This is a genomic window from Natrinema sp. CBA1119, assembly GCF_002572525.1.
In the GTDB taxonomy this organism is placed as follows: domain Archaea; phylum Halobacteriota; class Halobacteria; order Halobacteriales; family Natrialbaceae; genus Natrinema.
Window position 1 is genome coordinate 3,630,567 of sequence record NZ_PDBS01000001.1, and the last position, 16,651, is coordinate 3,647,217.

Here is a 16,651-nt window from a genome sequence, read left to right on the forward strand (position 1 = left end):
GGAACCGATACGTTCGACCGGGTATCGACGATTCGGCGGACGACGGCGGTCGGGAAGGCGTCGATGCGCGGACGACGACTTGCCACGGAAACCGGGATTCGGTATCTGACTAAACAGAAGACTTTACTGTGAGAGCCGTAGTAATCGTGGTAATGCTGTCGCTATCGGCGGAACAGGAGATGGTCGTATCGTCACTGGAAGAACTCGCCCAAAACGAATTTTCTGACGCTGCGTTCTCGTGGGACGGGGACATTCCGTTGGAGAACATCGAACTGCTCGCGGACCGCGGCTATCTCGGACTGAACATCTCCGAGGAGTACGGCGGCGGCGGCATGGGCGAATTCGAGGCGATGCTCAGCATCGAAGCCGTCGGACAAGTCTGTCCGGATACGGCCGAATACCTCTACAACCAGCAGATGGTCGCCCCTCGCGGTATCGAGATGTTCGGGAGCGACACCGTGAAAGACCGGTACCTCCCCGGCGTCACTGCGGGCGAAGACGCGATCGCGATCGCGATTTCCGAACCCGAAGCCGGATCGGACGTCGGTGCGATGAGTACCACGGTCGAAGAGGAGAACGGCGAACTCGTCCTGAACGGCGAAAAAGTATGGGTAAGTAACATCCCGCACGCGTCTGCCTGCGTCGTCTGGGCGAGGTTCCCGGACGGACTCGGCTCGGTCATCATCGACCTCGATGACAACGAGGACAGCGTCGAGATCGAGCAACACTACACGAACATGGCGAACCACACCCAGACGCAGTTCCGCATGCACGACATCGTCGTTCCAGAAACGCACGTCCTGACTCGAGGGAAGGACGGGTTCAAACAGCAACTCCAGGCGCTGAACTGGGAGCGTCTCGGAAGCGCGACGCTCTCGAACGCCATCGGCCGGTGTGCCCTCGACAAGGCGCTGGAGTACGGCCAACAGCGCGAACAGTTCGATCAGCCGATCGCTGATTTTCAGGGCATCGAGTGGAAGCTCGCCGATATGGTCAAGGAACTCGAGGCGTCGCGCTCGCTCACGTACCGGGCGGCGCTCAACGCGGAAGAGCAAGGCCGGATCCCCGATCGGATGGACGCGTCGCTGGCGAAGCTCTACTCCGGGGAAATGGTCGAAACGGTGGTCAGCGAATCGCTGCAGGTCCACGGTGCAAACGGCTATCAGCAGGGACACGCGTTGGAGTACCTCCACCGACTCGCGCGAGGTCGCCGGCTCGCGGCGGGGACCGACGAAATCCAGAAGAATCAGATCGCGGCGGCCCTCAAACGGGACGGCCTCCCCTCGCTCACGTAACTCCCCTCGCGGAGACGCTGCTCCCTCGTCGATCGAGGCCAGACGTGTCTTCCCGGTCGGCGTTGGCCGCCGCATCGAAGTTTCCTTCTTGACCACCGACGAACGCCCGTATTACCACGAGACGTTTTACTTCGATCGACCGTTCCAGCAGCCGTCGATACCTCAAGCCCGGCCCGGTTCGGACTCGTCCGACGCTGGGCAGGAAACCGGTAGTCGTTCGAATCTCGAACCGCGTCGGTCGAAGCGTTTCGAACAGTGTCGATCGAGGCGTTTTGAAACGCTCTCGAGTCGGCTTCCGCAAGACGGTTTCGGATGGCAGAGCAGAACCGCCAGACAGGAGAGGTCCCCCTCCGTGACGGACGGGGGTATCGATCAATCGGAATCGACGAGCCCGGACTGGTGTGGAAGGGGTGACGCCGTACGGGCGACGACGAGACAGGCGATACCGACGAGGCCGCCGACGACGCCGATGCCGCCGACCATGAGCTGTAACGACTCCGTCTGGGGAACCGACCCGTCGAGGAACTCGATCCCGAACCCGACGACGATCGGCGCTGTGGTCGCCGAAAGCCGACCCGCCGATTCGAATACGCTCACGAGGCCACCCCTGAGTTCCGTGGGTGCAAATCCGGTCGCGACGCTTCGGAGGAGGGATAGCGACATGCCGAACCCGACCCCGAGTGCCAACGCGCCGACGGTCGCCAGGGCGACCGTCGGGACGAACGCGACGATCACGAGGCCGACCGCCATGAGCGATATCGCGGTCGCAAGGGGGAGGATTCGTCCGGCGAACGACGAGCCGAATCGTCCGGCTTGCGTCGCCGCGACGGCGTAGGTGGCGCTGGCCAACGCGACCAGAATACCGGCCTGCCCCGCCGTGCCGCCCATCGATCTCACGACTAACAGCGACACGTACGTCATGAACGTGATATACAGGAGTATCGGTATCATGCGGAACACGAGAACCGAGGCGACGCGCGGTCGGAGCAGGACGGCAGTCAGTTCGCGAACGTAGGTCCCACGGTCGGCTCGATCAACCGCTGACGCGGTCTCCCGAGACGGTGTCGTCGGTTCGGTAAACCACAGCGCGAGAACGATCGAGATCGGGATACCGATCGCGTACAGCAACAGGGGGTACTGCCACGCGACGCCGACCAGTACACCGCCGATCAGCGGGAAGAACCCCTGTGTCAGGCCGGATACCGAAAATCGCAATCCCTGTCCCGTCGCTTCGGCACGACCGGTATAGAGGTCGCCGATACTCGTGATGATAACCGGCGTCACCGCGGCGAAGCTGACGCCCTGACAGAACCGAAGGAACAGGACGACGCGAAAGCTCGTCGTTACCGCGAGTGCGGTTCCGGCGACCGAAAAAACGAACAATCCGACGACGAGGAACGGCTTCCGCCCGTATCTGTCGGCCAGAACACCGACCACCGGAATCATCAGGATGCTCGGGGCGGTGAACACGGTCATCAGCAATCCGATGGTCGCGTCCGTCGCGCCGTAGGGGTGCTGGAGGGACTCGAGAAGCGGAGAGATAAGTGCCGTTCCGAGTGGCGCAACGAGGTTCGCCAGCAACAGAAGCTGAAAATTCGTGTCGCGTAAAACCGCCGCTTTCTCTCCGAAGAGCGACTGTATCATCGGCACGTCGCCGAGTTTCTCGGCGAGGCTCAAAAAGATTCCCTCACCGACGCCGTCTGAAATCGTGTCGATCGCAGGGCGGGAGGACGATCGCATACGATGTCCTCGGTGCCCATGCTTCGGCACAGTTTCAGCGCCGCCGGGCGCTCGACGCCCCCTCCGAACGGCGCGGCCAAGAGCCCGGCCTCCAGGAGAATCAGTTCTCGGAGGACGTGTTGGAAATAGTAGCCGTTCGTCCCGCCCTACAATAGTTCTCGAAACCGACGGAGTTGCGCGTGCTGATCCGTCGTCGCGAACCGCGTGACAAACGTCTCGACGCCCGCGTCGGCATACCGTTCGAGATGCTCGGCGACGACCGACGGCGGGCCGAACGCGCCCCGACGCTCGAGTTGCTCGTCAGACATCTGCCCCCATTCGGGATAGTACGCTGCGATGAAGTCGCGAGCCTGATCGAGGGCCGCCTCGCGCGTCTCGTCGATGACGATGTCCTGATAGTACGCCGCGCCGAACGCCGACGGATTGCGGCCGGCGTCGTCGACGATCTCTCGAGCGCGGTCGATTCCGCCGGCGTACATCTCCGGTGACTTCGAAATCGGCAGCCAGCCGTCGCCGTGGTCCGCGATCCGCCGACGGATCTGTTTCGGATATCCGTCGCGCGGGTCGAACGTCGCCGATGCGACGTAGATGGGAAGATCCCCGGTCGGCCGTAATCCGATATCGGCGTCCTCGAGCGTGACGAAGTCGCCGTCGTACGTGTCTATCGCCCCGTCCCACAGCCCGCGAATCACGTCGAGGGTCTCGTCGAGCACGCGGCCGCGTCGGTCGAACGGGACGCCGAGTTGTTCGTGTTCGGTCGCGACCGACGCACCGCTTCCGACGCCGACCCCGAGCGACAGACGGCCGCCAGAGAGCAAATCGACCGTCGCGGCCTGCTGGGCGACGGCGACCGGACGCCGGAGATGCGGGAGGTGGATCGCAGTCCCCAGTTCGATCGCGTCCGTCTCGGCCGCCACGGCCGCGAGCGTCGACAGCGGATCGAGGCGCGGTTTCGCGAGGACGCTGTCGCCTGCCCAGACCGATTCGAACCCCATCGACTCGGCCGCTCGAGCGAGCGTCGAACACGACCGCGTGCGTGCGAGCTGGTCCTGTGCCCCATCGGAATCGAGTACGATACCCCGCGTCGGAAGGACGTATCCATGATCGACCATACAGTCCGTCTCTCGAGTTCCTCCTTAACAGCTCCGTCGGTCGGATATACTTCTCGACGGTAATTTCCGAACGGCCCAGTTTTCGATACCATTCTGTAGGAAGGAACGTTGAAATACACTCATCAGATGAGGGTATATATGCCAATATTTCTCGAATATAGATACATATGCCCAAGTTATCGGGGAAAAGAAGCTAGTTATCTATTCAAACGAGTGTGGAATAGATTGCCAAGGGTGAAAAGATTCGTTCGAGATTATCGAACGCAATTATCGACGCACGAGCGGAACGACAGGAACGATCACTACTCGGTGACTCCTCGAGCCGTCAGTCGCGACGGCAATACAATGACTGAATTCACGGTGGCTCGCGTGGTATCGATCGGCAACGATAGCCGTTCGACGCATTCCTCGGAACGGAAAGACGGATGGGAGCGGAGCCGCGCACCGAGGGTCGCCAGCCCAGGGATAGATCGGTGAGTTTCGTCCCGCGGAACGAACCGTGACAGAGCCCGCTACCGACGGCGTGGTTTACAACAGTACGACTGGAAAGCAGGTGCTGCACGAACGTGACGAGAGTCGTCAAAATGGAGACGGTCTTCCCCGCGATACACCATGAACGACCAAAGATAACACGCCAGGGTTCGGGCGATCGCGGGAGCTATCGGAGGGCGAAGCCGGAACGAGTGATGCGATCGAACTATAGTAGCCACTGAAACGATTCACATACTGATCGTACAGCTGTCGTTCTATCAGGTGTTCAATGACGTTCAGTGGCTACTATAGGGGTGGAGCGGTAATGAGTGATGCTCTCGAGAACGAATACCAGTGCACGTGCAAAATCGGCGGCGCCATCGGTCGGTACAATCTCGACGGACTAAACGGAGAACTCCAGCACCGACGCGACATGGCGGACGCGAGTCTTCTGACGCTCGCGGAGTGTCTCAACGAGCGGATCCTCGAGACGGCGCTCGCCGAGGCAGAGACTGATCTAACGGACGGCGCGTACGGGGCAGTTAGCGCCGACGCCCTCTCAGCGGTGTATGAAACGCTGACGAGCGACACAGCGCCGACCGATCGCGAAGCGCGAGTCCGAAAACGCTTCGAATAGAACCTACTGCTCCGGCGGTGACGGCTCCCCGGACCGAGACGCAGTGTGGGCGAAACGCGACCCGGAGCACCGTCTGACGCAGTACTCTCGGTGCCGTCTATCCGCTGAATGACTCGTAACGCTACGACGCGCCGTCTATAGTATCCGTTAGAAATAATTGCTCACTCATGAACTAGGATTGTGTAAGCGCGGTGTAGTCGCTGTTAGTAACTCGCTGGGGGTGTCAGAACTGATCCTGAGAGGAGGTGCAGCCGTCGTCACCACACCTGACTGAATTCGATTCCGGCGAATACGCCGGAAACGTGGCGAATGCAGAGTCGTCACGGTTCTCGAGGACAGTGACGACCGATGCCAGGACGGACGGCGCTCCCTCCGGAACGACAATCGAGTTATCTATATACCATTGTATAATTCGAAACTGGCATTCTTTGAGTAATGATCAGTAACGTACATCTCGGATCGAGAGGAAAAGTGAGTACTGTCCTCGGTGGTCGCGCCCGAGAGAGGCATCCAGCCGCGTTGCCCGGATAATTCGACAGACGGCCGCGACCCGCACGGAAACAACGTGGCACGCGGCTCGACGTGGACGGATCTCTCGGTTTGATCGAGAGAGCCTACTGTGGCGTCCATTTCCTGCCGCTTTTTTTTTGGGTTCCGCACGAAACGGTTCTCGCTCGTCAGCATCAGATTCAGCGGCTGTCAGGCGAGATTTTTGATAACTCAATCCCGCTTCTCGAGTAGCTGCCGACAACTCGGGATCGAGTATTCGACGGCATAGCTCTCGTCAAGATATTGCTGGACGAGCACCGGCGTCCACGTCGTCGCATCGAACCGACCGCCTCGGGTGATTCGTGAACAGCTTCCTCGAATTCGTTTCACTCTTTTTCTGATGGCTTTCGTTTTCTCCCAGATCATTGAGTATTGGTTACTGTCTGCTCGAGCGACTCGTCGGTGTCGAGTCGTTTGAGCCAGCTGTAGATCGGCCGTCGTTGAACGTCGTACCACTCGGCTAGCTCGGTCTGCGTGAAGCCATTTTGGACGCTATTGCCGCTAATAGCCGTTGTGTCGGTTTCTTTTGTTTCATGTTGTCGAGATATCTTGCAATTACCCGACAGAAATCTCGTCGAGAGGGTCCACTGTGTTCAGTACCAACTTTTGAGTAGAAAGTTCTAACGGCTACTATGAGGCCGTGTTCAGTTTCGTTGATTCCCTACGTACGCGTAGCGCTGGAGCCACGTTTCGGCGGTATTCGGTTCGGCGTTTCTGAAGGAATTTTCGAACTGGTAGGTCCGCTGTTTTACTTCTTGAGAGAGATGTTCGACGGCGTTCCGATCTCCGTGTGTCTCGTGACGAAATCGGAGGACGTGTCAGTGGAGTTGAACTTTCAGCCACGGTCCAAAATCGACGAGAAACACGGCGTCGTCGACGTCGTGTTTCTCGGTGAGTTCAGAGAGAAAGATCCAGGTGACACCTTCGTTTCGCGTCGGAAACAGCCTGGCATGGAGAAATTTGTTCGCTTCGAGATCGACAGCAGCGTACAGCCAGTAGCGCTGATCGTCGAGATGGATCGGGGTTTCGTCGAGCGCGATGTGATCCGGCTGGGTACCGTCTGTCGGCTGTACGTCGACCTTTTGGACCCAATTGTGTACAGTCGAGCGCGCCCGTTCGGCACCGAAACACTCTAAGATAGAGATTGTTTCTAAAAGTGATGATTCGCACAACTGGAGCTGGATACTGAGTTCCATGAGTTCGCGCTCCACAAAATCTAACGCGATCCCGATGCTAGATCCGTCGAGGCGGTCGAATTCTGGCATAGCACAACGAATTTTACCGCCTCACTCCTTCGCACTCTACTCTGAACAGCGCCAGATGAGAGCGACCGCTGTCGGCCATCGATCGCAGAGAAAATTCGGGGTTGACTGGCTCGTCTTCGAATCGACTGCCCTACTCGAAGTGGCCGAGGCAGGTCTGGTACTCCTCTTCGGCCTTCTCCCAGTTGACGACGTCGAAGAAGGCGTCGATGAAGTCTCCGCGGTCCGGTCCGTAGTCGTAGTAGTAGGAGTGTTCCCAGACGTCCAGCGCGAGGATGGGGTGAGAGCCCCAGAGTGCGCCCTGGTCGTGCTTGTCGACCGCGACGTTGCGAAGCTGCTTGGAAACCGGGTCGTACACGAGCAGTGCCCAGCCACCGGCTGCGCCGGCAGCTGCCTCGAACTCGCCCTTCCAGCCCTCGTAGGAGCCGAAGTCCTCCTCGATGCGGTCGGCGAGGTCGCCCTCCGGCTCCCCGCCGCCGTTGGGGGACATGTTCTCCCAGAACAGCGTGTGGAGATAGTGTCCACAGCCGTTGTGGGTGACGTTCTTGAGGGCTCCGGGCGTGGAGCCGAAGTCGCCCTCCTCGCGGTTTTCCGCGAGGGTTTCCTCGGCGGAGTTCAGTCCGTTAACGTAGCCCTGGTGGTGGGTATCGTGATGCCAGGTCAGTACCTGTTCGGACAGTGCCGGTTCGAGCGCGTCGTAATCGTACGGAAGCGGTGGAAGTTCGTGATCAGCCATAGTATGCACCTCACGTTCTGTATCGGTATCTCGCCTGTTAAGTTTTGAGGAGTGAGACGATATCACACCTCATCGCTCGACGACCTTCTCGTCGTGCGATTTACCGACACCTCAGTCGATTCACAACGAATGGGGTATTAAAACTTTCAGCGATCGGCGGCTGCCCACTCCCCCAGCGGTCGTTCGTGGCTGCCGGCCGGTTCGGTATCCCCGGGACTACGCCGTTTCCTTGTGCTGTGCGTGCTCGAGCCACTCCTCGACCGACGGCTGGCTCCAGTATCGAACCGTCTCGCTCCGTGGATCGTGTTCGAGGATTCCCGCGTCCTCGAGTTTCGGAAGGTGGATGTGCTGGAGTTCCATTCGCACGCTCGCTCGTTGGTCCGCCGAGCCGTCCCCCGGATCGTGACCGGATACCGCCTCCGTCTTGGCCGTCGTCTCCTCGTCGGCGCCGGTTGACCGTTCGAGGGCGATAACGTTTTTCGTGAGGTTTTCGATCGTTGCGACGCCGTCGGGCTGATCGTTCAGATAGTACAGTGCGTATCGCCGTCGGCTGTCGGAGAGGAGATCGAAAACGAGATCTAGCGACGGTGTCGCGTCCGGCGCCAACGCTGTCGCCTCTCCCTCCGTTTCACGCATCCACGAACCACCTACCGTGTGTTACCATTCGAAACCACCACGGGCCTCTACTGCAGCCGACACATTAGATGTTACGTCTACCTAGAAAAATAGATGTTTAAAATGTGTTATTATTCTGTAATAGTATAATAGAAATAAGAAGGGAACGCGATCTACTGACAAACGTCTCGACCGTCGCCGAACAGTGATTGTCGACGAGCAGTCGGAACGCGTTCAATTGAGCGGACCACCACGGTCGGGACTCGTCGGCCGATCGAGACCGGTTACTCGTAGAGCCACTCGGCGTCGTGCTGATCGTAATCGATCAGTTCGTCGTCGTCGAAGTGGATCCCGATTTCGCGCTCGTTTGCGCCCTCGTCCTCGTGGTCTGCGGCGTGAACGACGTTCCGACCGAGATCGAGCGCGTAGTCTCCCCGAATCGTTCCGGGAGCTGCCTCGAGCGGGTCGGTCTCGCCGATCATCTGGCGAACCTGTCGGGTCGCGTCCTGTCCCTCCCAGACCATCGGGACGACGGGCCCCGAGGTGATGAAGTCGACGAGGTCGTCGTAGAACGGCTTGTCCTCGTGTTCGCCGTAGTGTTCTTCCGCCCGTTCGCGGGGCATCGTTTCGACTTTGATACCGACGAGCTTGAGCCCGCGGTCCTCGAGCCGAGAGACGACAGTTCCCACGAGCCCGCGTGCGAACGCGTCGGGCTTGACCATCACGAACGTGCGCTCGTGATCGCTCATGCTTCCTCGGCTTCGGTCTCGGTTTCTTCAGCGTCGGTTTCCTCGGCGTCGGCGTCTGCGTTGGTCTCCTCGGCGTCGGTCTCCGGAGTGTCGTCCTCGGCAGCCACGTCTTCCTCGGGCTCGTCGACGGCGCCTGCTTCCGTCTCGGGGTCCTCGTCGTCATCGACTGCAACCTGCTCGGCTTCCTCGTCGGCAGGTGCGTCTTCTTGGGCGGGACCCTTGCCGCGACGACCGTCCTCGGTCCACTCGAGGTCGCGTGGTTCGCGCCCGAGCTTGAAGTTTTTCTCCGCCTTGGAGTCGACGAAGTGGAGCACGGTACCGTCCCTCTGGACGTACATGATGCCCGTGCCGGGTTCGATCTCTTCGCCCGTGTAGTCGCAGGTGCGTTTCTCGACCATTGGTTATTGTCCTCCGATGGAGTCCGCCTCACGGGCGGTCTCGCGAAGCTGGAGTACGTCCCCTTCGCGGACCGGCCCGAGGCAGTTTCGGGTAATGATTCGTCCCTGATTCTCGCCCTCCTTGATCCGGCACTTGACCTGCATGGCTTCGCCGTGCATGCCGGTCTTACCGACGACCTCGATGACCTCGGCGGGCGTAGAGCCGCTTTCTTCCTCTTCAGCACTCATCTCTGATCACCTCAGTCGAGGTCCTCGACCTTGTCGGCGATGTCCTCGACGTCGTCTTCGGCTTCGCCGGCGTCGACGATTGCCGCGGCGGCCGAGCCGACCTCGAGGCCGGCGGCGTGGCCGACGTCGTCCTGGGTCTCGATGAAGACGACAGGAATCCCCTTCTCGTCTGCGAGTTCGGGCAGATGCATGACGATCTCCTCGGGGGAGACGTCTTCGGCGACGTAGACGAGCTCGGCGTTGCCGCGCTCGATCGCCTTCGTGGTTTCGTTCGTTCCTTTCTTTACTCGACCGGTGTCTCGTGCGACCTCGAGCGCCTCAAGGGCGTCGTCGGCGAGGTCGGCTGGGATGTCCGTAGTTACGTAAACTGACATTGGTTGTTCACCTCTCCTACACGTGGGCTCGCGCTCCCCTGCCGTCCGGGCACTGGGTACCCGTGCCGGGCGGATCCCGGCGGAAGTCCTGTGAAGCTAGGAGCATCATCAACCCCGCGTAGGGTGTACACTCGAATAGCGTTGCCCCCCTTAAAAGCGTGTTCAAACGCATGAGGCCGTGGGAGGCCACCGCACGGATTGTCCGCCATCGTGAACCCTCCAACACGAACACGCATACATATATTTGAACTTACAATATCACGGCGGGCCGCCGCGGGTCGGTGCCTATTACTCCCGAGGCACCAAGCCGAACGCATGAACGTCGATGTCGTCGGACTCGTCGAGTCGCTCGCCGAGGAGGCGACGCGAGCGAACGAACGACGGATGCTGGTGCTCGCGGGCGATCGCGAGCGGGGGTACGACGCGCTCGAGTCGATCCTCGATACGCTCCCTGTTGGGATCACCGAGACGACGCTCGTCGGTCCCGACGACCGACTCCGGTGCGAACAGATTCCACAGGTCAACGCGGGCGACCTCCTCGGGACGACGCGGGACGTAATCGCTATCGACGCTCACGAGGAACTTCAGCCGAACGCGCTCGGGAAAGTCGTCGGGGCGGTCGACGGTGGGGGACTCCTCGTGGTACTCACACCGCCGCTCGAGACGTGGCCGGACCGCCGCGACGGATTCGACGCCTCCCTCGCCGTCCCGCCGTTCGAACTGGACGACGTTACCGGTCGGTTCAGACGCCGTCTCGTCGAGACGCTGCGAGAACACCGCGGGATCGCTATCCTCGACCTCGATACTGAGCAAGTCGAGGCCGACGGGCTGACCGATCCGGCCCCGCGGCTGTCACCGAAGACGCCGACTCCACCCCCGGACCACCGGTTTCCGGCCGCCGCCTACGAAGCCTGTCTCACGGCGGATCAGATCGACGCCGTCGCCGCATTCGAGTCACTACTCGATAGCGACCGAGCCGTCGTCCTCGAGGCCGATCGTGGCCGCGGCAAGTCCAGCGCGGCGGGTCTGGCTGCGGGGGCGTTCGCCATCGATGGCGAGGACGTCCTGGTAACCGCTCCCGCCGCGCGGAACGCGGCGGAACTGTTCGACCGCGCGGGGGAACTCTGCGAACGCCTCGAGGGCGATGCCGCGATCGTCGAACCCCGCCGAATCGAGACGGCTACCGGTGGCTCGATCGGATTCCACGAGCCCCCCGACGCGATCGCGGACCTCGAGTCGGCGGACGTCGTCGTCGTCGACGAGGCGGCCGCGCTCCCGGTCGCGACCCTCGAGTCGCTACTGACGGCCGATCGCGTCGCGTTCGCCACGACGATCCACGGCTACGAGGGAGCCGGACGGGGGTTCTCGGTCCGATTCCGCGATCGGCTCATCGAGAGCGACCACGCCGTTACCGACTGCACGCTCGTGGAACCCATCCGGTACGCGGCGGGCGATCCGATCGAAGTGTGGGCCTTCCGCGCGTTGTTGCTCGACGCTCGCCCACCGGTAGAGCCGCTCGTGGACGCCGCCACACCCGAATCGGTCGACTACCGGCGACTCGAGGCGGCCGAAGCGCTCGCGGACGAACGCCTGCTCCGCGAGGCCTTCGGGCTGCTCGTCCTCGCACACTATCGGACCGAGCCGAACGACCTCGCTCGATTGCTCGACGCGCCGAACCTCGAGGCCCGCGCACTCACCCACGACGGTCACGTCGTCAGTGTCGCGCTGCTCGCACGCGAGGGAAACCTCTCGGCGGAGACCCGAGCGATGATGTACGAGGGCGGCCGTGTCCGCGGAAACATGCTGCCCGACATACTGACGAGCCAGCTCCGGGACGAGGCGGCGGGCGAGCCGGCGGGACTCCGCGTCGTCCGCATCGCCACCCACCACGCTGCCCGCTCGCAAGGACTTGGCTCGCGGTTGCTCGAGCGCGTTCGCGAGGAGTTTACCGATAGCACCGAGAGCGCCGGTCCAGATCGCGGAGAGCGTGGCGACGACGCCGCAATCGACTGGCTCGGAACCGGCTTCGGCGCGACCCCCGGCCTCCTCGAGTTCTGGCGCGAGAACGGCTACCGGACGGTCCACGTCTCGACGACGCGCAACGACGCCAGCGGCGAGTACTCTGCACTCATGCTCGCGCCGACCAGCGACGCGGGCCGGGCGGTACGCGACCGCCACGCCGACTGGTTCGCCGGCCGGTTCGCCGCCCTGTGTTCGGACGCGCTCGACGATTTCGAGCCCGATATCGCCCGCGCGGTGCTTCGAAGCGTCGACACCGACGCCGGACCGCCGCTGGCGCTGACCGACCACGAGTGGCGCGTCGTCGCGGGTGCCACCTACGGACCGGGGCTGTTCGACGTCGATCCCGGCCCGTTCAGACACCTCGTCGTGCGATACTTCGTGGACGACCCTGATACAGCCGACCTGACCGATCGCGAGGAACGGCTGCTCGTCGCGCGCGTCCTCCAGGGTCGGGACGCGGAGACCATCGCCGAACGGCTCGGGTACCATTCGTCGGGACAGTGTATGCGGGCGCTCGGCGACGCGCTCCGTCCGCTCGTCGATCGCTACGGGACGGACGCGGCGGTCGAGGTCCGGGAGCGGTTTGACGATGGGTGATTCCGACTCCCGCTCCGATCGATGGGAGAAACGGAGGGGGAACGCTCAACATAACGTACCGTCGTCTCGCACCAAACTGATCGACCCGCATGCGGTGGCGCACGCTGTGCCGCGGTGAACTGCGAGGCCTGAACGAAGTGAAGGCCTCGATGTGAGCGGTGACCGCAGGGAGCCGCGAACCACTGGTGAACCGCGGCTCGAAGCCGTGCGAGGGATGAGCGAAGGAACGAAGTGACTGAGCGAATCGGCTGGGGAGGGCGTGGCGATTCCCCGTTGCCACGATAGCAGGACGCTTCGTCTCACCCAATACCCATCAGTAACACGCCGTTCCATTCGCTAGTACACTGAACGCGCCTCGAGCATCGACCTCACAACAGCCGTCGAAGCAGCGCGTCCGGAACCAGATCGAGAACCCACGCGATAGCTCGCCAGCGCCGAGTGACGTAGGCGTGGGCCCGTTTCTTCGATATCGCTCGAGCGATCTGTTCGGCCGCCGTCTCGGGCGAACACTCCCAGAAGCCGCCCATCGAGAGCTCGGTGTCGACGAAGCCTGGCTCGATGGTCGTGATCGTCACGTCCGCGTCGCGATCGGCCTGTCGGTAGCGCAGCCCCTCGAGATAGGTCGACACGTAGGCCTTCGAAGCGTTGTACGCCGGGGCGTCGTCGTTGCCGACGTGCGCCGCGACCGAGGAGAGTCCCACGAGGTGGCCGTCCGACTCGCTCGCGCGGTCGGGATTGCGCTCGAAGTACTCCATCGCGGCCGTCGCGAGGGCCGTAAAGCCCCGGACGTTCACGTCGATCGTTCGCTTCTCGGGTTCCCACTCGAGGTCGCGATTGCGGGCCGCAGTCCCGGCGCTGATGACGACGAGGTCGACCGACGGCATCGCCTCGGCGAGCTCGAAAAAGCCCGCTCGAGCGTCCTCAGTCGCGGTGACGTCCATCGTCGCGACGTAGGATTTCGTCGGGAGGGCCGCGCCGATCCGCTCCATCCGTTCCGTTCGCCGGGCCGCCATGCCGATCTCGTAGCCGTCGGCGGCGAGTCGACGGGCCAGCGCCTCGCCGATACCCGACGACGCGCCGACGATTATCGCTCCGCGCTGGTTGGTCATATCCCACACGTTCGGTCCCCGATACGTATACCGTTCGCTGTCTGCCCACGACCGACTCCGCCGGCACCCCGTGGATCCGCGAACCCGTTCCAGCGCCCGAGACACCGGTACCGAAGGCGGTACGCCTTTCCCGCGGTCCGTCGTCATCGCCAGCATGGTCGACGTCATCACCGTCGTCGCGGTCGCGTTGCTCGTGGGTGCCATCGCCGGAGCCGCCGTCCCGATGGTCCCGAGCGGCCTCCTCTCGCTTTCCGGACTCGGCGTCTACTGGTGGGGGGCCGGACTCGAGGAGCTGAGCGTGCTCACCTTCACCGTCCTCGTGTTCATCGCCGTCATCACCGCGCTCGTCGAGTTCTTCGGCGGCTCGATCGCCGCCCGGGCCGGCGGTGCCTCGTGGCTGACGACCGCAGCCGCGGCCATCGTCGGCATCCTCCTCATGATTGTCACCGGCCCGCTGGGGCTGCTCGTCGGCCTCTTCGGCACCGTCTTCGTCCTCGAGTTCGTTCGCAACGGCGAACTCGAGGGGAGCACGCGATCGGCGGTCTACACGACGATCGGCGTCCTCGCGTCGACGGCGGTGCAGGTCCTGCTGACGGTGTCGATCCTACTCGGATTCCTCGCGGCCGTCTTTCTCCTGTGATCTCGGGGAAACACTGAAGCCATGGGTGCCGTTGGCACGACTAGATGGAGTGTTCCGAGGCCGACTGCGAGCGCCCCGCCGCCGTCGAGTTGCATATCCCCTGGGACGAGAATCGGCTCGTCTGCGCCGCCCACGCCCGCGTACTGGGACGGCAGGACGGCGTCGTGGCCGACCCGGATCCCGAACGAGGGGACGCGTTGCTCGAGGAAGAGTAATTCGCCGACTTTCGATGTGAGAGCGCCAAAACGGGAACTGATTGGTTCCGGGGACGGTCGCTCGACGAGCGACGGACCCGTTCAGGGATGCGCGTAGTACGCGACCGTCTCCTCGTCCGCCTCGTCATGTCGGTCTATTCTCGCGAACCCGACCCGTTCAAACTGCACCATGTCGTCGGGAGCGAGGTCACCGACGCCCGGTTCCGCGTGCCCCCGAACGTCGCCATCCATCGTTCGCATGCGGACGGGGACGCGCTCGTCGGCCGGCACCCAGTGGATCACGTCCACGTCGCCCTCGCGGACGACTTCGATGTCCTCGCCCGTGTACTGGAGGACATCGCGGGTGAACTGGAAACAGCCCAACCCCTTGAGCCAGATGCGCTCCTCGCGCTCGGGGAGGTCGTCGGGCTCGAGCATCACCGAATCGCCGACGGGGATCTCGCGAACGCCGCGCTCCTCGTGGTTGGGATGAAGCGGCGGCGTCCCCACTTCGGGCGGGCTCCCGCCGAGGGGGATCTGGTTGCCGTCGCGGACGAGGAACCGGCGGTCGGTCTCCTCGTCGATCAGGTCGCGGTTGTTCGCGTAGATCGAACTCATCGCGAGATCGACATCGGTGGTCGAAGTGCCGAGCCCGGTCATCGCCTCGACGATGGCCTCGCCGCGGATGCCGCGCCGGCGCAGACTCTTCAGCGTCGGCGCGCGCGGGTCGTCCCAACCGTCGAGTTCGCCGTCCTTGATGAGTTCCGAGATGGTCGACGTGCTCATCTTCACGTCGTAATCGTCGAGTTGGACGTGGCCCCAGTGGATGACCTCAGGGTACTCCCAGTCGAAGTAGTCGTAGACGAAGCGCTGTCGTTTGGCCGAATCCTGCAGGTCGATCCCGCGGATGATGTGCGTGATCTCGAGCAGGTGATCGTCGACCCCCGACTGGAAGTCGAGCATCGGCCAGCAGCGGTACTCGCTGGCCTCCTCGCGGGGGTGGGGCGTGTCGATCATCCGGAACGCGACCCAGTCGCGCAGCGCGGGGTTCTTGTGCTCGATGTCGGTCTTGACCCGCAGAACCAGTTCGCCGCTGCTGTACTCGCCGTCGATCATCCCGTCGAACTCCTCGAGCACGGTCGCCTCGTCCTTCTGTCGGTGGGGACAGGCCTCACCCGAGTTCTTCAGCTCCGAGAATTCCTCGCCCGAACACGAGCAGGTGTAGGCCCCGCCCATCTCGATCAGGTCGCGGGCGTGGTCGTAGTAGGTCTCGAGGCGATCGCTCGCCCTGTAAGTCGCGTCGGGTTCGAAGCCGAGGTAGTCGAGGTCCTCGAGGATCGCATCGTAGGCCTCGAGATCCGGCCGTTTGGTCTCGGGGTCGGTGTCGTCGAAGCGCACGCAGAACCAGCCGTCGTAGCGCTCGCGGTAGGTGCCGATGACGGCGGGCATCCGGGCGTGGCCGACGTGCCACGGACCGTTCGGGTTCGGCGCACACCGCATCCGGATGGCGTCGTAGTCGTCGGCGTTGGGTAGCTCCGGAAGATCGTGCTCGTCTTCCTCCTCCTCGGCCTCGATCTCGGCGAGTTCCTCGGGTGCGAGTTCCTCGAGCCGTTCGCGTTTGTCCTTGTAGTCGAGGTCGTTCATTCGACCCACGACGCCGCCGACGATACCCGGAATCTCGTCGCCGTGCTCGCGGAAGTCGGGGTTGTCGCCCATCAGCGGTCCCATGATAGCGCCGACATCGGCGTCGCTCTCGTGTTTCACGGCGTTCAACAGCGCGTGCTTCTCGGCCTCGCGCTCGACGCGCTCGCGTAACTCGTCGTTCATTACCCGGCGATAGTCGCGCCCGTCCCAAAACCTTCGCGATTCGCCGTCTCGTTCGGCCCGTGTTCGACTCCGACGTTAGCGTCCTGAGCCGCTGAT

Annotated in this window: 15 protein-coding genes and 2 pseudogenes; 5 read left to right on the top strand and 12 right to left on the bottom strand. The window is 62.7% G+C overall.

Annotation, left to right across the window (positions count from 1 at the left end):
- Positions 1-152: 152 nt before the first annotated feature.
- Positions 153-1,295 carry an acyl-CoA dehydrogenase family protein gene (locus CP556_RS17855; RefSeq protein WP_098726841.1) on the top strand — a complete coding sequence of 381 codons (1,143 nt, stop codon included), beginning with the start codon at positions 153-155 and terminating at the stop codon, positions 1,293-1,295.
- Between the two features lie 372 nt (positions 1,296-1,667).
- Here the strand turns inward: CP556_RS17855 and CP556_RS17860 are convergent, their stop codons facing one another.
- Both CP556_RS17860 and CP556_RS17865 read right to left on the bottom strand, forming a co-directional pair.
- Positions 1,668-3,035, bottom strand: coding sequence for an MFS transporter (locus CP556_RS17860; protein ID WP_098726842.1), 1,368 nt, complete (start codon positions 3,033-3,035; stop codon positions 1,668-1,670).
- 146 nt (positions 3,036-3,181) lie between these two features.
- Positions 3,182-4,147, bottom strand: coding sequence for an LLM class flavin-dependent oxidoreductase (locus CP556_RS17865; RefSeq protein WP_098726843.1), 966 nt, complete (start codon positions 4,145-4,147; stop codon positions 3,182-3,184).
- 796 nt (positions 4,148-4,943) lie between these two features.
- On the opposite strand from CP556_RS17865, the gene rdfA reads away from it, so the two are divergent.
- The gene (gene rdfA, locus CP556_RS17870; protein ID WP_098726844.1) at positions 4,944-5,255 is read left to right on the top strand and encodes a rod-determining factor RdfA; all 312 of its coding nucleotides are present in this window, start codon (positions 4,944-4,946) and stop codon (positions 5,253-5,255) included.
- A gap of 268 nt (positions 5,256-5,523) precedes the next feature.
- Here rdfA and CP556_RS26800 read toward each other — a convergent pair.
- The 8 genes and pseudogenes from CP556_RS26800 to rpl7ae form a co-directional block, all read right to left on the bottom strand.
- Positions 5,524-6,392: pseudogene (locus CP556_RS26800) on the bottom strand (IS630 family transposase); the annotation flags it as partial.
- Positions 6,393-6,448: 56 nt separating this feature from the next.
- Positions 6,449-7,069, bottom strand: a pseudogene (locus CP556_RS17880) (IS6 family transposase).
- Between the two features lie 130 nt (positions 7,070-7,199).
- A complete protein-coding gene (gene sod, locus CP556_RS17885; RefSeq protein ID WP_098726846.1) occupies positions 7,200-7,802 on the bottom strand; it encodes a superoxide dismutase in 603 nt (200 codons plus the stop codon).
- A 216-nt stretch (positions 7,803-8,018) separates the two neighbouring features.
- Positions 8,019-8,438, bottom strand: coding sequence for a DUF7344 domain-containing protein (locus tag CP556_RS17890; RefSeq protein ID WP_098726847.1), 420 nt, complete (start codon positions 8,436-8,438; stop codon positions 8,019-8,021).
- Between the two features lie 263 nt (positions 8,439-8,701).
- Positions 8,702-9,166, bottom strand: a complete 465-nt coding sequence (gene ndk, locus CP556_RS17895; RefSeq protein ID WP_098726848.1) for a nucleoside-diphosphate kinase — start codon at positions 9,164-9,166, stop codon at positions 8,702-8,704.
- Positions 9,163-9,564, bottom strand: coding sequence for a 50S ribosomal protein L24e (locus CP556_RS17900; protein WP_098726849.1), 402 nt, complete (start codon positions 9,562-9,564; stop codon positions 9,163-9,165). The genes ndk and CP556_RS17900 overlap by 4 nt, the downstream gene beginning before the upstream one ends.
- Before the next feature lie 3 nt (positions 9,565-9,567).
- The gene (locus tag CP556_RS17905; RefSeq protein ID WP_006184658.1) at positions 9,568-9,792 is read right to left on the bottom strand and encodes a 30S ribosomal protein S28e; all 225 of its coding nucleotides are present in this window, start codon (positions 9,790-9,792) and stop codon (positions 9,568-9,570) included.
- 11 nt (positions 9,793-9,803) lie between these two features.
- A complete protein-coding gene (gene rpl7ae / locus CP556_RS17910; RefSeq protein ID WP_098726850.1) occupies positions 9,804-10,166 on the bottom strand; it encodes a 50S ribosomal protein L7Ae in 363 nt (120 codons plus the stop codon).
- A gap of 315 nt (positions 10,167-10,481) precedes the next feature.
- On the opposite strand from rpl7ae, the gene tmcA reads away from it, so the two are divergent.
- The gene (gene tmcA / locus CP556_RS17915; RefSeq protein WP_098726851.1) at positions 10,482-12,785 is read left to right on the top strand and encodes a tRNA(Met) cytidine acetyltransferase TmcA; all 2,304 of its coding nucleotides are present in this window, start codon (positions 10,482-10,484) and stop codon (positions 12,783-12,785) included.
- Positions 12,786-13,153: 368 nt separating this feature from the next.
- Here the strand turns inward: tmcA and CP556_RS17920 are convergent, their stop codons facing one another.
- The gene (locus CP556_RS17920; RefSeq protein ID WP_098726852.1) at positions 13,154-13,894 is read right to left on the bottom strand and encodes an SDR family NAD(P)-dependent oxidoreductase; all 741 of its coding nucleotides are present in this window, start codon (positions 13,892-13,894) and stop codon (positions 13,154-13,156) included.
- Between the two features lie 154 nt (positions 13,895-14,048).
- On the opposite strand from CP556_RS17920, the gene CP556_RS17925 reads away from it, so the two are divergent.
- Positions 14,049-14,534 (top strand): DUF456 domain-containing protein, encoded by a 486-nt coding sequence (locus CP556_RS17925; RefSeq protein WP_098727468.1) that lies wholly within the window; start codon positions 14,049-14,051, stop codon positions 14,532-14,534.
- Between the two features lie 44 nt (positions 14,535-14,578).
- Positions 14,579-14,749 carry a DUF8014 family protein gene (locus tag CP556_RS26095; RefSeq protein WP_176548237.1) on the top strand — a complete coding sequence of 57 codons (171 nt, stop codon included), beginning with the start codon at positions 14,579-14,581 and terminating at the stop codon, positions 14,747-14,749.
- An 81-nt stretch (positions 14,750-14,830) separates the two neighbouring features.
- Here the strand turns inward: CP556_RS26095 and CP556_RS17930 are convergent, their stop codons facing one another.
- Entirely contained in the window at positions 14,831-16,555 is a 1,725-nt protein-coding gene (locus CP556_RS17930; RefSeq protein ID WP_098726853.1) for a glutamate--tRNA ligase, read from the bottom strand.
- Positions 16,556-16,651 lie beyond the last annotated feature (96 nt).

Excerpts from the sequence above, each read along its gene's own strand:
- CP556_RS17925 (WP_098727468.1), top strand. The coding sequence starts at position 14,049 with ATGGTCGACGTCATCACCGTCGTCGCGGTCGCGTTGCTCGTGGGTGCC.
- ndk (WP_098726848.1), bottom strand. The coding sequence starts at position 9,166 with ATGAGCGATCACGAGCGCACGTTCGTGATGGTCAAGCCCGACGCGTTC.
- CP556_RS26095 (WP_176548237.1), top strand. The coding sequence starts at position 14,579 with ATGGAGTGTTCCGAGGCCGACTGCGAGCGCCCCGCCGCCGTCGAGTTG.
- CP556_RS17905 (WP_006184658.1), bottom strand. The coding sequence starts at position 9,792 with ATGAGTGCTGAAGAGGAAGAAAGCGGCTCTACGCCCGCCGAGGTCATC.
- CP556_RS17855 (WP_098726841.1), top strand. The coding sequence starts at position 153 with ATGCTGTCGCTATCGGCGGAACAGGAGATGGTCGTATCGTCACTGGAA.
- CP556_RS17890 (WP_098726847.1), bottom strand. The coding sequence starts at position 8,438 with ATGCGTGAAACGGAGGGAGAGGCGACAGCGTTGGCGCCGGACGCGACA.
- CP556_RS17920 (WP_098726852.1), bottom strand. The coding sequence starts at position 13,894 with ATGACCAACCAGCGCGGAGCGATAATCGTCGGCGCGTCGTCGGGTATC.
- CP556_RS17860 (WP_098726842.1), bottom strand. The coding sequence starts at position 3,035 with ATGCGATCGTCCTCCCGCCCTGCGATCGACACGATTTCAGACGGCGTC.
- sod (WP_098726846.1), bottom strand. The coding sequence starts at position 7,802 with ATGGCTGATCACGAACTTCCACCGCTTCCGTACGATTACGACGCGCTC.
- tmcA (WP_098726851.1), top strand. The coding sequence starts at position 10,482 with ATGAACGTCGATGTCGTCGGACTCGTCGAGTCGCTCGCCGAGGAGGCG.
- CP556_RS17930 (WP_098726853.1), bottom strand. The coding sequence starts at position 16,555 with ATGAACGACGAGTTACGCGAGCGCGTCGAGCGCGAGGCCGAGAAGCAC.
- CP556_RS17900 (WP_098726849.1), bottom strand. The coding sequence starts at position 9,564 with ATGGTCGAGAAACGCACCTGCGACTACACGGGCGAAGAGATCGAACCC.
- CP556_RS17865 (WP_098726843.1), bottom strand. The coding sequence starts at position 4,147 with ATGGTCGATCATGGATACGTCCTTCCGACGCGGGGTATCGTACTCGAT.
- rpl7ae (WP_098726850.1), bottom strand. The coding sequence starts at position 10,166 with ATGTCAGTTTACGTAACTACGGACATCCCAGCCGACCTCGCCGACGAC.
- rdfA (WP_098726844.1), top strand. The coding sequence starts at position 4,944 with ATGAGTGATGCTCTCGAGAACGAATACCAGTGCACGTGCAAAATCGGC.